The sequence below is a fragment of the Mycobacterium parascrofulaceum ATCC BAA-614 genome, from assembly GCF_000164135.1.
GTDB lineage: Bacteria > Actinomycetota > Actinomycetes > Mycobacteriales > Mycobacteriaceae > Mycobacterium > Mycobacterium parascrofulaceum.
The window spans coordinates 986,244-999,793 of record NZ_GG770553.1 but is presented as its reverse complement, the minus strand read 5'-3'; the positions used below and the strand labels follow the sequence as shown (position 1 = coordinate 999,793).

The following is a 13,550-nucleotide window of genomic DNA, read 5'->3' as shown; positions in this document are numbered from 1 at the left end:
ACCGCCCCCGCCGTCCGGGGGCGAGACCCGCGCAATCCCGGTGCCCGGCAACCGTTCCGACGACGCGGGCGACCCGGCCGAGCCGACCACCGCCTTCCCGTCCATGCGGTCGGAGCAAGACGACCCCGACGCGGCCACCGAAAAGCTGAACTCCCGCGCGCAGGCCGACAACGGCGACGCGCGGCAGCGCCGACGCTCGGCCGGCGGCTTGTCCGCCCAGGACCTGCTGCGTCGCGAGGGGCGGCTCTAGCCTCAGTCGGACGCGGCCTCGGGTTCGTCCGCTTCCGCCCGCACGATCGGGGTGCCCTCGTCGGCCTCCTCGGTCTGCTTCTCGGCCTCGGCGGCCGGATCCGGCGCGAGCAGCACCTGCATCGCGTTGTTGAGGAACGCGACCGTCGGGACGGCGAGCAGGGCGCCGACGATGCCGGCCAGCACGCCGCCGGTGGAGATCGCCAGCACCACCCCGAGCGGGTGAATCGACACCGCGCGGCCCATCACCAGCGGCTGCAGCACGTGCGCCTCGAGCTGGTTCACCGCGATCAGCAAACCGAGCGTGATCAGCGCGTACACCATGCCCTTCGCCAACAGGGCCACCACCACGGCCAGCAGGCCCGAGACCAACGCACCGATCAGCGGGATGAAGGCGCCGAGGAAGACCAGCGAGGCCAGCGGCAGGGCCAGCGGGATGCCCATGATCGCCAGGCCGGTGCCGACACCGGCCGCGTCGGTGAGTGCCACCAGGAAGGTGGCCCGCACGTACCCGGTCAGCGAGCCGTATCCGGCGCGGCCCGCCTCGCTCACCCGGTCGCGGACGTGCGCCGGGAAGATCTTGGACACGTAGGCCCAGATGTTGCGCCCGCCGTACAGGAAGAAGATGAGCGTGAACAGCACCAACACCGCCGCGGTGACGAGTTCGGTGATGGTGGCGGCGGTGGACAGCGCGCCGCTTTCCAGCTTCGCCTGGTTGTTGCGCAACGCCTCGATCGCCGCGTTGCCGGCGTTGTCGATCTGTTCCCGGCGTAGGTGCGCCGGCCCGTCGATCAGCCAGCGCCGGATCGACTCGATGCTGCGGGTCACCTGTTCGGTCAGGCCCGGCAGGCCGTCAATGAACTGGTTGACGACGAACGCCAGGATGCCGCCCAGCAGGGAGAAGCTGGTCAGCAACACCAGCGCGACCGCGCCGCCGCGGGGCAGGCCGCGCCGGTCCAGCCAGTCGACCACCGGCAGCAGCAGCGCGCTGAGCAGCAGCGCCACCAGCACCGGGACGATGATGACCTCGAGCTTCTTCACCACCCAGAGCAGCGCCAGCAGCGCGAAGAGGATGACCAGCAAACGCCAGGCCCAGGCTGCGGTCTTGCGGACGAGGGGTTCGACCGAAGCGTCGTCGGTGTTTGCCGGCATTGGGTGAGCCTATCCGGCGAAAGACACCGCCAAACCCGCTTGGACCCGCCCGTCCGCCGGCCCGGGGCGACCACGCCGGCACGATCCGGTTACGACCCCGGAACTTCCGCGACACGGTCGGCGCCGCGCGGCGATCCCGGCGCCACCTGCACCGTTACCCTAAACCACGTGTCGCACGACGCACCCGCCCGCAATCTCGACTTGCCGCGCGAAGAGGCCCCGCGCGGGAAGTACTGGTGGGTGCGCTGGGTGATCCTCGGGATCGTCGCGATCGTGCTTGCCGTGGAGGTCGCGCTGGGCTGGGATCAGCTGGCCAAGGCCTGGACGAGCGTGTACGAGGCGAACTGGTGGTGGCTGCTGGCCTCGGTCGCGGCGTCCGCCGCGTCCATGCACAGCTTCGCGCAGATCCAGCGCACGCTGCTGCGGTCGGCCGGGGTGCACGTCAAGCAGCTGCGCTCGGAGGCCGCCGTCTATGCGGCCAACTCGCTGAGCACCACGCTGCCCGGCGGGCCGGTGCTCTCGGCCACGTTTTTGCTTCGCCAGCAACGCATTTGGGGCGCCTCCACGGTGGTGGCGTCGTGGCAGCTGGTGATGGCGGGCGTCCTGCAGGCCGTCGGGCTGGCGCTGCTGGGGCTGGGCGGGGCCTTCTTCCTCGGCGCGAAGAACAATCCGTTCTCGTTGCTGTTCACCCTCGGCGGCTTCGTCGCGCTGCTGATCCTCGCCCAGGCGGTCGCGTCGCGGCCCGAGCTGATCGACGGGATCGGCTGCCGGGTGTTGTCCTGGGTCAACTCCGTGCGCGGCCGGCCCGCCGACACCGGTTTGCACCGATGGCGCGAGACGCTGATGCAGCTCGAATCGGTGAGCCTGGGCCGCCGCGACATGGGGGTGGCGTTCGGCTGGTCGATGTTCAACTGGGTCGCCGACGTGGCCTGCCTGGGCTTCGCGGCCTACGCCGCCGGGGACCACGCGTCGGTGGCCGGGCTGACGGTGGCCTACGCCGCCGCCCGGGCCGTCGGCACCATACCGCTGATGCCGGGCGGGCTGCTGGTGGTCGAGGCGGTGCTGGTGCCGGGGCTGGTGTCCAGCGGCATGTCGTTGCCCAACGCCATCTCGGCGATGCTGATCTACCGGCTGATCAGCTGGTTGCTGATCTCCGCGATCGGCTGGGTGGTGTTCTTCTTCGTGTTCCGCACCGAAAACGTCGCCGTCCCGGACGACGACGAGGCCGTGGCGGTCCCGGAACCGGCGGCGCAGCAGGAACAGGGCGTCGACGATCCCACCGAGACGGCCCTGCAGGGGCCGTTGCCGCCCGACCGCGGCCCGGAAACCGAGACCTAGCCGGCGATGTTTCCCCGCGGCGGCCCCGACAGCGGGTTGGCCGGAGCGACGGGCCCGGTGGCCGCCGGCGGGGAGGCCGGCGTCCCGGCCAGCGGCAGCGCCCCCGCCGCGTTGCCCGGCAGGGTGGGCAGGCCGCCGGCCGCGCCCTGCGCCTGCTGCATCATGCCCATCGCCTGGGAAGGCGAGATCGGCAGCTTGCACTGCAGCGACAGGTTGGTCAGCGGCTGGGCGATCGACGTCATGTCGCCGGCCACCTTGGGATTGGCCTCGAAGTAGGACTTCAGGCCGGTCATCGACTGTGGGCCGGCCTGCTGCTGCAGCATCGACGTCATCGTCTGGTTGGTCTCGGGGTGCGCGTCCAGGTAGTCGCCCATGGACTTGGAAACCGAACCGATCGTCCGGGCCACCTCACTGGCCGCGCACGGGTCGGACGCGCCGGTCGCCGGCGGGCCGGCGAGGAGGGCCAGGGCAGCGCCCGGCACGGCGGTGGCGATCAGCCCGGCGACGATTCTGCGGCGCCCGGTCGCGCTGCCTCTGGTCATGGGAACTCCTTAGGTGTTTGCGGCCTGGCGCACGGCACGGCGGCCCCGCAAACGGCTGCGATAGACGGCCTCGTCGATGCGGGATCCCCAGGGCCCGCGGGCCATCCGACATCCTGCCATCGCGGGCAGCGCCGCTGCCAGCCAGCGCGAGCCCGTGTGAGCAAAATCCCGCCCGGTAACCGGTTCACAACGACTGGGCGGCGTCTTGGCAACAACGCCGTCGGCGCAGCTCAGGAACCCGAAAGCACACATCATCCACAGCCCGCTGCGGTATTCTCGCCAGCACGCGTTACGCGACACAGGGGAGTGGAGAAATCCAGCAGTTAATGATGCGCCTCAGCCGCAGCCTGCGTAAGTACCGCTGGTTGGTCTTCACCGGCTGGTTGCTGGCTTTGGTTCCGGCTGTCTATCTGGCCCTGACGCAGTCGGGGAACCTGACCGGCGGCGGTTTCGAGGTGGCCGGTTCGCAGTCCCTGGTCGTCCACGACCAGCTCGAGGAGCTGTACCACGACCAGGGCGGGTCCTCGCTGGCCCTGGTGGCCGCCCCCCGCCCGGATGCCAGCTACGCCGACATCAACGACGCCGTCGCGCTGCTGCGCCGGACGGCCGCCGAGCTCCCGGGCGTCTCCGAGGTGCCCAACCCCACCCAGCGGCCGCCGCAGCCCGACCGGCCGTACGTGCTCTCGCTGCGGCTGGATTCGAAGAACACCAGCGACGTCGCCAAGCAGCTGCGCACCAAGGTCGGCGTCAAGGGCGATCAGGCCGGCCAGACCGCGAACGGCCGGGTGCGGCTGTACGTGATCGGGCAGGGCGCGCTCAGCGCCGCCGCCGCGCAGAACACCAAGCACGACATCGCCGCCGCGGAACGCTGGAACCTGCCGGTCATCCTGATCGTGCTGCTCGCCGTGTTCGGCTCGCTGGCCGCCGCGGCGATCCCGCTCGCGCTGGGCGTGTGCACGGTCGTGGTCACCATGGGCCTGGTCTACCTGCTGTCGTCCTACACGACGATGTCGGTGTTCGTGACCTCGACGGTGTCCATGTTCGGCATCGCGCTCGCCGTCGACTATTCGCTGTTCATCCTGATGCGCTTCCGCGAGGAGCTGCGGTCCGGCCGCGACCCGCAGGAGGCCGTCGACGCCGCGATGGCGACGTCGGGGCTGGCCGTGGTGCTGTCCGGGATGACCGTCGTCGCCTCGCTCACCGGCATCTACGTGATCAACACCCCGGCACTGAAATCGATGGCCACCGGGGCGATCCTGGCCGTCGCCGTCGCGATGCTGACGTCCACCACGCTGACCCCGGCGGCGCTGGCGACGTTCGGCCGGTCGGCCGCCAAGAGGTCGGCGTTCCTGCACTGGTCGCGCGGGCCCGAGGGCGGCCAATCCCGGTTCTGGAACCGCTGGATCGGCTGGGTGATGCGCCGGCCGTGGATGTCGGCGCTCGCGGCGTCGCTGGTCCTGCTCGTGATGGCCGCGCCGGCCTCGTCGATGGTGCTGGGCAACAGCCTGCTGCGCCAATTCGACTCGTCGCACGAGATCCGCGCCGGGGTGGGCGCGGCGGCAGAGGCGCTCGGCCCCGGCGCGCTCGGCCCGATTCGGGTGCTGATCACCTTCCCCGACGGCGGCGCCGCGTCGCCCGAACACAGCCAGACCATCGGCGCCGTCCGGAAGCGGATGACGCAGGCCCCCAACATCGTCACGGTGGCGCCGCCGCAATTCGCCGAGGACAACGGCAGCGCGTTGCTGTCCGCGGTGCTGTCGGTCGACCCCGAGGACATGCGGGCCCGCGAGACCGTCGGCTGGATGCGCGCCCAGCTGCCCAAGGTGCCCGACCGGGGAACCGCGCGAGTCGACGTCGGCGGCCCGACCGCGCTGATCAAGGACTTCGACGACCAGGTGTCCAAGACCGAGCCGCTGGTGCTGGCGATCGTGGCGCTGATCGCGTTCGTGATGCTGCTGGTCTCGGTCCACTCGGTGTTCCTGGCGCTCAAGGGCGTGCTGATGACCCTGCTGTCGGTCGCGGCGGCCTACGGCAGCCTGGTGATGGTGTTCCAGTGGGGCTGGCTGAAGGATCTCGGCTTCGCCCAGATCAGCTCGATCGACAGCACCGTGCCGCCGCTGGTCCTGGCGATGACCTTCGGGCTGTCGATGGACTACGAGATCTTCCTGCTGACCCGGATCCGGGAACGCTTCCTGCACTCCGGCAACACTCGCGACGCCGTGGCGTACGGCGTGAGCACCAGCGCCCGCACCATCACCAGCGCCGCCCTGATCATGATCGCGGTGTTCGTCGGCTTCGCGTTCGCCGGCATGCCGCTGGTCGCCGAGATCGGGGTGGCGTGCGCGGTGGCCATCGCCGTGGACGCGACGGTGGTGCGGCTGGTGCTGGTGCCCGCCCTGATGGCGATGTTCGCCCAGTGGAACTGGTGGCTGCCGCCGTGGCTGTCCCGGATCCTGCCGTCGGTCGACTTCGACCGGCCGTTGCCCGCGGTCGACCTGGCCGACGTCGTGGTCATCCCCGACGACATCTCGGCGCTGACGGCGCCCAACGCCGACCTGCGGATGGTGCTCAAGTCGGCGGCCAAGCTCAAGCACCTGGCGCCCGACGCCATCTGCGTCACCGACCCGCTGGCCTTCACCGGGTGTGGGCGCAACGGCAGCCAGCGGCAGGGCGCCCTGCAGGGGTCCGACCAGGACCGTGGCCGGGACCCGGGCCAGATCCCGCACCAGGTCGACCTCGACGACGAACGCGCGGGGGTCGGGGTGGCCGCCGCCGACCGCAGGACCGGCGGCAATGGTCACGGCAACGGCGCTGCCGGGCCCAGGAAGCGGGTCGCCGGCCGGACATCGCGCAACGGCATCGCCAGGGCCATCGTCGGGGCGGACCGGCCCGTCCACCCGGTCACGTTGTGGCGCGGGCGGCTTTCGGTCGCCATCGACGCGCTGGAGAGCGAGCCCGACACCGAGGACCAGCCGGTCTACGAGCGCCGCAGCCCGGTGGAGACCACGCACGTGCAGCTGCCCACCGGCGACCGGCTCCTGGTCCCGACCGGCGCCGAGACGCTGCGGCTCAAGGGCTACCTCATCATGTGCCGTAACAGCCGCCGCGATTACGCCGACTTTGCCGATATGGTTGAAACGTTGGAGCCCGAGACCGCCGCTGTGGTGCTGGCCGGCATGGACAGGTACTACTGTTGTCAGTCGCCCAGGCGGCAATGGATCGCCACCCAGCTGGTCCGTCGACTCGCTGATCCCGATCCCTGTGACCTCGATGACGAGCAGGGATCCGAGGGCGAGGCCCGTCCGGACTGGGAGGAGATCAGGCAGCGCTGCCTGTCGGTGGCCGTAGCGATGCTGGAGGAGGCGAGGTGACGTTGGCACCTGACCGACGCCCCGCACCGCCGCAGCGGCGGGCGGCCGAGCCGCGCGGCCGGGAAGCGCAGGTCCCCGACCCCGAGCAGCCGGTGGAGTTCTGGCCGACGTCCGCGATCCGTGCCGCGCTGCAGGGCGGCGACATCGCCACCTGGAAGCGCATCGCCGCCGCCCTCAAGCGCGACCCGTACGGGCGGACCGCCCGCCAGGTCGAAGAGGTGCTCGAGGGCACCCGGCCCTACGGCATCTCCAAGGCGCTGTGGGAGGTGATGGAGCGTGCGCGCACCCACCTGGAGGCCAACGAACGCGCCGAGGTCGCCCGCCACGTCGGGCTGCTCATCGACCGGTCCGGGCTGGCCCAAAAGGAATTCGCCTCCCGCATCGGGGTGACCGCCGAGGAGCTCGCCGCCTACCTGGACGGCAGCACGAGCCCGTCGGCCTCGCTGATGATCCGGATGCGCCGACTCTCGGATCGCTTCGTCAAGGTGAAGTCGAGCCGCTCGGCCGAATCCAACTGATCACCTGATCGGCAGCACGTCCGACACCAACCAGGCGCCGCCGTGTTTGGTGAGCGCGACCCGCAGCGCCGGCGCCGACCGGCTGGCCGGTTGGCCGGGGGCGTTCTGGGTGACCCGCAGGATCACCGCCACGCTGGCCGCGGACGGCCCCAGCGCCTCGACCCCGGCCGCCAGGGTGGCGGCCTGCGCGGTGACGTTGTGCTGGGCCAGCTCGGCGCTGGACTTGGTGTACTGCTCCTTGAAGGCGGCGGCGTGCTCCGGGACGATCAGCGCCGTCGCCCGGTCGATCGAGCTGTCCGGGGCGCCCGGGGTGAACGACGCCATCGCCTCCGCCATCCCGGTGGCGACCCGCACCACGTCGCGGGAGTCGTCCTTGAACTCGCGGTCCGACCGTGTCCAGTGCGTGTACGCGGTGACCACCGCGGCCACCAGCGCGGCCGTGCAGAGGAAGACGACGGCCAGCCGCAGCCCCGGCGCGTCGTCGTCGGTCCCGACGCTGACCGAATCGCGCCGCAGCAGCCAGAAGTTGACGACGACGCCCTCGACGATCAGCAGCGCCAGCACCGAGCACGCCGACACCCACCACAGCGGCCAGTCGAGGATCACCCCGATCGCCAGCAACGCCGCGATCGCGGCCAGCGGGGCCAGGATGTCGAACGCGAGCAGACGCCAAAGGTTTCTCATCGGATCGATTCCAGCCCCGAGATCATCAGCTTGCCTTCCACGTTGGCCACGTCCAGCCGCAAATTCCAGTGCACCGTCTGCGGTTTGGCGCCGGCGTTCTCGCTGACCGACGTCGCGACCAGCATCACCGAGTCCATCCGGCTGGCGAACGGCGGCAGCTTGGTGGTGACCACGGGACGGGATACACCGGGCTGGGTGTCCAGGTCGCGATGCACGGCCTCGACGGCCACCGCGTCGATGCGCCCGGCGCTCTTGGACTGCAGCTTCTCCACCACCTGCCGGTAGGGCTGCATGGCGGCGTCGAAGTCGGTGTTGAGCTCGCCGACCGTCCCGTCGTGCAGGCGCTGCAGGCTGGCGTCGACGTTGCCGCTGTTCATGTTGATCAGCACCCCGGTCCAGTCCGCGGCGGTCTGCATGACGCGGGACAGGTAGCGGCGTTCGGCCGTGTCGTCGCGGTGCCCCGACCACAGGAAGAAGCCGAACACCACCGCCGCCACCGACAGCACCCCGAGGACGGTCGACGCGATGCCGTACGGCGAGAACATCGGGCCGCCCGCGGCCCCGGGTTCGTCGCCGGGGGCCTCGCCGGGGTCGGCGGCGTCCGCCTCTTCCGTTTCCTGGTTCGCTGGCTCGGTTCGCTCGCCGTCGGACATGGCCCGATCGTCGCACCCGGCCAAGATGGAAGGATGGTGGGGTGACTGTTGAGGCCATTCGCTCCGGGATCGACCTGAGCCATGTCGACGCCACCGCCCGCCCCCAAGACGACCTGTTCGGTCACGTCAACGGCCGCTGGCTCGCCGAATACGACATCCCGCCGGACCGGGCGACCGACGGCGCGTTCCGTCACCTGTTCGATCGCGCCGAGGAGCAGGTGCGCGACCTGATCGTCGACGCCAGCGAGGGCGCCGCCGCCCCGGGCACCGATCAGCAGCGCATCGGCGACCTCTACGCCAGCTTCCTCGACGAGGCGGCCACCGAGCGGCGGGGCCTGCGACCCCTGCTCGACGAGCTGGCCACCATCGACGACGCCCCCGACGCGGACGCGCTGGCCGCGGTGATGGGCGCGCTGCAGCGCACCGGCGTGGGCGGCGGGGTCGCGATGTACATCGACACCGACGCCAAGAACTCGGCCCGCTACCTGGTCCACTTCACCCAGTCCGGCATCGGATTGCCCGACGAGTCCTACTACCGCGACGAGCAGCACGCCGAGGTGCTGGCGGCCTACCCCGGACACATCGCGCGGATGTTCGGCCTGGTGTTCGGCGGCGAGCCGGCCGACCACCTCCCGGACACGGAGCGCATCGTCGCGCTGGAGGGCCGGCTGGCCGAGGCGCACTGGGACGTGGTCAAGCGCCGCGACGCCGAGCTCAGTTACAACCTGCGCACCTTCGCCGAGCTGCGCGACGAATCGGTGGGATTCGACTGGGCCGGCTGGGCCACCGCACTCGGCGCGGGCACCGAAGGCCTCGCGGAACTGATTGTGCGGCAACCGGATTACCTTCGCGCGTTCGCCGAGCTGTGGCGCAACGAGGACCTCGAGGTGTGGAAGAGCTGGGCCCGTTGGCGGGTGATCCGGGCCCGCGCGTCCTGGCTGACCGACGAGCTGGTGGCGGCGGATTTCGACTTCTACGGCCGCCTGCTGACCGGTGCCGAGCAGATCCGGGAACGCTGGAAGCGGGCCGTGTCGCTGGTGGAACACCTGATGGGCGACGCCGTCGGAAAGCTGTACGTGCAGCGGCATTTCCCGCCGGGCGCCAAGGCGCGCATCGACGCGCTGGTCGACAACCTGAAGGCGGCCTACCGGCTGTCCATCGACGAGCTGGACTGGATGACGCCGCAGACCCGGGAGCGGGCGCTGGCCAAGCTGGACAAGTTCGTCGCCAAGGTGGGCTACCCGGCGAAGTGGCGGGACTACTCCACGCTGGTGATCGACCGCGACGACCTGTACGGCAACTTCCGGCGCGGCTACGCGGTCAACCACGACCGCGAATTGGCCAAGCTGGGCGGCCCGGTCGACAAGGACGAGTGGTTCATGACGCCGCAGACCGTCAACGCCTACTACAACCCGGGCATGAACGAGATCGTCTTTCCCGCGGCCATTTTGCAGCCGCCGTTCTTCGACGCCGAGGCCGACGACGCCGCCAACTACGGCGGGATCGGCGCGGTGATCGGGCACGAGATCGGGCACGGCTTCGACGACCAGGGCGCCAAGTACGACGGCGACGGCAACCTGGTGGACTGGTGGACCGACGCCGACCGCGCCGAATTCGGCGCCCGCACCAAGGCCCTGATCGAGCAGTACGACGCGTACACGCCCCGCGGCCTGACCGCCGGGCACCACGTGAACGGCGCGTTCACGGTCGGGGAGAACATCGGCGACCTGGGCGGGCTGTCCATCGCGCTGCTGGCCTACCAGCTCTCGTGCAACGGTCAACCCGCACCCGTCATCGACGGCCTCACCGGCGTGCAGCGCGTGTTCTACGGCTGGGCGCAGGTGTGGCGCACCAAATCCCGCCAGGCCGAAGCGATCCGGCGGCTGGCGACCGATCCGCACTCCCCGCCGGAGTTCCGCTGCAACGGCGTCGTCCGCAACATGGACGCCTTTTACGAGGCGTTCGACGTCGCCGAGGACGACGCGCTGTTTCTGGAGCCGCAGCGGCGGGTCAGGATCTGGAACTAGGGCCACCTTTTCCCGCGAGCAGACGCAGAATCGCATGAGGTTGGCGCGACTAAACGTGCGATTCTGCGTCTGCTCGGCACACCTCGATCCGCGCGGGCACGTGCTTGTGCCACGGCGTGCCCGCGTAGGGATCGCGCCAGTCCGTCGAGGTGAGCGCGTTGGGGGCGACGCCGGGAACCACGGTTTGCCCGTCGCCGTCGACGTAGTCGAGCCCAAAACCGTTGGGCAGGGCCGCGTGTCCGGCCAGCATGGTCTCGGTGATCTCGACGGTGGCCTCGGCGCTGCCGGCCGCGGTGCTGATGCGGGCGCGGCCGCCGTCGGTGAGACCGAGGGTCTGGGCGTCCTCGACGCTGACACGCAGCGCACCCTCGGCGTCGCGTTTGCGCCAGGACGGGTCGCGGAAGATGTCGTTGGCGGTGTAGGCGCGCCGCTCGCCCACCGACAGCACGATCGGGAACTCCGGCGTGGTCAAGCGTGGCGGCGCCTGGGCCAGCCCCGCCAATTCGGCGAGCATTTCCGGGATTTCGAGCGCGATCTGGTGGTCGGCGTGACCGATCAATCCGAAGTCGTCGCCGTAGTCGTGGGCGGTGAACGTCACCCCGGACGGGGTGTCGAGGATCGCGTCGAACAGCGCGTTGCCGTCGGCGTGGCCGGCGCGGCGCACGGCGTCGGGGTAGCTCAGCGCGGCCTTCTGCGCGAGCCCCCATAGCGCGGCCGCGCCGCGCAGGCCGTCCGGCAGCGTGGGACCGAGCGTCTCGTAGAGGACGAAGGGAAGCAGCTTGGCCACGGTCGGGTTGGTGGCGGTGGCGGTCAGGAAGGCTTCGGCGTAGGCCTGCCGGCCGTTCCGGGCGGCCTCGGCCAGCGGGCGTAGCTCCGCGTCGCCCACCACGCCCAGCGCCCGCACCAGCCGCGCCCAGATCTCCGGCTCGGGTAGCGTCCCCGGCAGCGGTTCGAACAACGGCCGGCGCAGCTGAAAAGCGTTGTGCGGGAACTCCAGGTTGAAGAAGGTGGCCTCAGGCTTTTCGAACTGGGAGGCCGCGGGCAGCACGTAGTGCGCGAGCCGGGCCGTCTCGGTCATCGCGACGTCGATGACGACCATGAGTTCCAGCGCCCGGAAGGCCTCGCGGCAGGCCGCCGAGTTGGCCAGCGAGTGCGCGGGATTGCTGCTCTCCACGATCATCGCCCGGAAGCGGTCCGGGTGGTCGGTGAGGATCTCCTGGGGCACGACGTTGCTCGGGACCAGCCCGGCGATGATCGGCGCGCCGGTCACCGGCGTGCGCCCCGAGTACTGGCCGAACAGCGGTCCGAACGACGAATGCAGATGCTGGCCGCCCTTTTTCGCGAAGTTGCCGGTGAGGATCCACAGCAGCTTGTTCAGGTACGAGCAGAGCGTGCTGTTGGGCGCCTGCTGCACGCCGAGGTCCTCGAACACCGAGACGCTGGCCGCGGCGCCGATGCGCCGCGCCGCCGCGCGCACCAACTCCTCGTCGAGCCCGCACCGTTGCGCGTACTCGGCGACTCCGACCCCGCGCAGCGCGGCGCGGACGGCGTCGGCGCCGCGCACGTGCTCGGCCAGAAACGTTTCGTCGCAGAGGTTTTCCTGCACCAGGACGGCCGCCAGCGCGGCCAGGCACCACGCGTCGGTGCCGGGCCGCACCCGCAGGTGGAAGTCGGACATCTTGGCGGTGTCGGTGACGACGGGATCGATCACGATCATCGATCGCGCGGGGTCCTTGGCGATCTCGTTGAGCACCACCCGGGCGCGCGGGAAGCTCTGCGACATCCACGGGTTCTTGCCGACGAACACCGACACCTCGGCGTGCTCGAATTCACCCCGCGTGTGACCGCCGTACAGCCGGCCGTCGATCCAGGCTTCGCCGGTCTTCTCCTGCGCCAGGGCATTTGACCGGTAGCGCGAACCAAGCGCCTTCAGGAACGCGCCGCTGTAGGCCCCGCCCAGGTGATTGCCCTGGCCGCCGCCGCCGTAGTAGAAGATCTTGTCACCGCCGTAGGCGTCCCGGATGTGCTGGAAACCCTCGGCGATCTCGACGATCGCGGTGTCCCAGTCGATCTCCTCGAAGCTGCCGTCTTCTCGCCGGCGCAGCGGGGAGGTCAACCGGGCGCCGCTGTTCTGATAGTGATCCAGCCGCAGGGCCTTGTTGCAGGTGTAGCCCTGCGACGCCGGGTGGGCCTTGTCGCCCCGGATGCGGGCCAGCCGGCGGTCCTCGACTTGGACGACGATGCCGCAGTTGCACTCGCAGAGGATGCACGCCGTGGGCTGCCATTCACCGGTCATCGCGGGGGGTCCTTTCTGTTCGCCTCGGCCGCCAGCAGGTCGCGTAGCTGCCGGTGTACGACGTCGAGGGGGGCGAGGTCGCGGCGCACCCGGGCCAGCACGATCGCGCCCTCCAGCGCGGTGGTCGCCAGCATCGCCAGGTCGCCGGCCCGTTCGCGCGGTATGCCGTCGGCGACGAAGCGCTGGGCGATCAGGTCGGTCCAGCGGTCGAACACCGACGCGGCGCGCTCGACGACGGGCGCCATGCGCTCCTCCTCGCCGGCCTCCACGGACACCGCGACCACGGGGCAGCCCGCGCGGAAGTCGCTGTCGAGCAGCTGGCGGCGGTACTTGTCGATCAGGGTGTCCATCAGCTCGGGCCCGCTCTCGGCGTCGGCGATGACCGCGGCCACGTGCTCGCCCGCGTAATCCACCGCCTCGCAGAGCAATTGGGTTCGCCCGCCCGGGAAGTAGTGGTAGGCCGATCCGCGGGGCGCGCCGCTGTGCTCCAAGACGTCCGAGATGGCGGTGGCGTGTGCGCCCCGCTCCCTGATCAGCAGCGCGGCGGAGATCACCATCCGTTCGCGTGGACTGCGCATCGCCGCTCCTCAGGCCGTCAGCTTATGTATGATGCTATACATAATCGCCGCGCCCGCGAAAGGGCCGGATTGCGTGCACTGGCGGACAGACGCAAAGTCGCCCGATTCCGGATCGGAATGGGCGACTTTGCGTCTGCTGGGA

At 70.6% G+C, this 13,550-nt stretch carries 11 protein-coding genes; 5 read left to right on the top strand and 6 right to left on the bottom strand.

Annotation, left to right across the window (positions count from 1 at the left end):
* The coding region (locus tag HMPREF0591_RS32925) for a hypothetical protein (RefSeq protein WP_167310118.1) at positions 1-250 on the top strand (250 nt) is incomplete at its 5' end.
* Between the two features lie 2 nt (positions 251-252).
* Here the strand turns inward: HMPREF0591_RS32925 and HMPREF0591_RS04770 are convergent.
* Positions 253-1,401, bottom strand: coding sequence for an AI-2E family transporter (locus HMPREF0591_RS04770; protein ID WP_007167297.1), 1,149 nt, complete (start codon positions 1,399-1,401; stop codon positions 253-255).
* A gap of 168 nt (positions 1,402-1,569) precedes the next feature.
* Between HMPREF0591_RS04770 and HMPREF0591_RS04765 the strand changes: the two genes are divergently transcribed.
* Positions 1,570-2,739 (top strand): lysylphosphatidylglycerol synthase transmembrane domain-containing protein, encoded by a 1,170-nt coding sequence (locus HMPREF0591_RS04765; RefSeq protein ID WP_007167296.1) that lies wholly within the window; start codon positions 1,570-1,572, stop codon positions 2,737-2,739.
* Here HMPREF0591_RS04765 and HMPREF0591_RS04760 read toward each other — a convergent pair.
* Positions 2,736-3,281, bottom strand: coding sequence for a hemophore (locus HMPREF0591_RS04760; protein ID WP_007167295.1), 546 nt, complete (start codon positions 3,279-3,281; stop codon positions 2,736-2,738). The two genes, HMPREF0591_RS04765 and HMPREF0591_RS04760, sit on opposite strands and share 4 nt — an antisense overlap.
* 326 nt (positions 3,282-3,607) lie before the next feature.
* Here HMPREF0591_RS04760 and HMPREF0591_RS04755 point away from each other — a divergent pair, with 326 nt between their 5' ends.
* Both HMPREF0591_RS04755 and HMPREF0591_RS04750 read left to right on the top strand, forming a co-directional pair.
* The gene (locus tag HMPREF0591_RS04755; RefSeq protein ID WP_007167293.1) at positions 3,608-6,652 is read left to right on the top strand and encodes an MMPL family transporter; all 3,045 of its coding nucleotides are present in this window, start codon (positions 3,608-3,610) and stop codon (positions 6,650-6,652) included.
* On the top strand, positions 6,649-7,170 hold the full coding sequence (locus HMPREF0591_RS04750; RefSeq protein WP_007167292.1) for a transcriptional regulator: 522 nt from the start codon (positions 6,649-6,651) through the stop codon (positions 7,168-7,170). The genes HMPREF0591_RS04755 and HMPREF0591_RS04750 overlap by 4 nt, the downstream gene beginning before the upstream one ends.
* Here HMPREF0591_RS04750 and HMPREF0591_RS04745 read toward each other — a convergent pair whose 3' ends face one another.
* Together HMPREF0591_RS04745 and HMPREF0591_RS04740 are read right to left on the bottom strand one after the other, a co-directional pair.
* The gene (locus tag HMPREF0591_RS04745; protein WP_007167291.1) at positions 7,171-7,854 is read right to left on the bottom strand and encodes a hypothetical protein; all 684 of its coding nucleotides are present in this window, start codon (positions 7,852-7,854) and stop codon (positions 7,171-7,173) included.
* Entirely contained in the window at positions 7,851-8,507 is a 657-nt protein-coding gene (locus HMPREF0591_RS04740) for a hypothetical protein (protein ID WP_007167290.1), read from the bottom strand. The genes HMPREF0591_RS04745 and HMPREF0591_RS04740 overlap by 4 nt, the downstream gene beginning before the upstream one ends.
* A 41-nt stretch (positions 8,508-8,548) precedes the next feature.
* Between HMPREF0591_RS04740 and HMPREF0591_RS04735 the strand changes: the two genes are divergently transcribed.
* On the top strand, positions 8,549-10,534 hold the full coding sequence (locus HMPREF0591_RS04735; protein WP_007167289.1) for a M13 family metallopeptidase: 1,986 nt from the start codon (positions 8,549-8,551) through the stop codon (positions 10,532-10,534).
* Positions 10,535-10,583: 49 nt separating this feature from the next.
* On the opposite strand, the gene HMPREF0591_RS04730 is transcribed toward HMPREF0591_RS04735, so the two are convergent.
* The gene (locus tag HMPREF0591_RS04730; RefSeq protein ID WP_007167288.1) at positions 10,584-12,830 is read right to left on the bottom strand and encodes a molybdopterin-dependent oxidoreductase; all 2,247 of its coding nucleotides are present in this window, start codon (positions 12,828-12,830) and stop codon (positions 10,584-10,586) included.
* Complete coding sequence (locus HMPREF0591_RS04725; protein WP_007167287.1) at positions 12,827-13,408, bottom strand: TetR/AcrR family transcriptional regulator; 582 nt, start codon at positions 13,406-13,408, stop codon at positions 12,827-12,829. Before HMPREF0591_RS04725 ends, HMPREF0591_RS04730 begins: the two co-directional genes overlap by 4 nt.
* Between the last annotated feature and the right edge of the window lie 142 nt (positions 13,409-13,550).

What these genes read in the sequence shown, in the direction of transcription:
- HMPREF0591_RS04770 (WP_007167297.1), bottom strand. Translation starts at nt 1,401, where the DNA reads ATGCCGGCAAACACCGACGACGCTTCGGTCGAACCCCTCGTCCGCAAG.
- HMPREF0591_RS04760 (WP_007167295.1), bottom strand. Translation starts at nt 3,281, where the DNA reads ATGACCAGAGGCAGCGCGACCGGGCGCCGCAGAATCGTCGCCGGGCTG.
- HMPREF0591_RS04755 (WP_007167293.1), top strand. Translation starts at nt 3,608, where the DNA reads ATGATGCGCCTCAGCCGCAGCCTGCGTAAGTACCGCTGGTTGGTCTTC.
- HMPREF0591_RS04745 (WP_007167291.1), bottom strand. Translation starts at nt 7,854, where the DNA reads ATGAGAAACCTTTGGCGTCTGCTCGCGTTCGACATCCTGGCCCCGCTG.
- HMPREF0591_RS04740 (WP_007167290.1), bottom strand. Translation starts at nt 8,507, where the DNA reads ATGTCCGACGGCGAGCGAACCGAGCCAGCGAACCAGGAAACGGAAGAG.
- HMPREF0591_RS04730 (WP_007167288.1), bottom strand. Translation starts at nt 12,830, where the DNA reads ATGACCGGTGAATGGCAGCCCACGGCGTGCATCCTCTGCGAGTGCAAC.
- HMPREF0591_RS04725 (WP_007167287.1), bottom strand. Translation starts at nt 13,408, where the DNA reads ATGCGCAGTCCACGCGAACGGATGGTGATCTCCGCCGCGCTGCTGATC.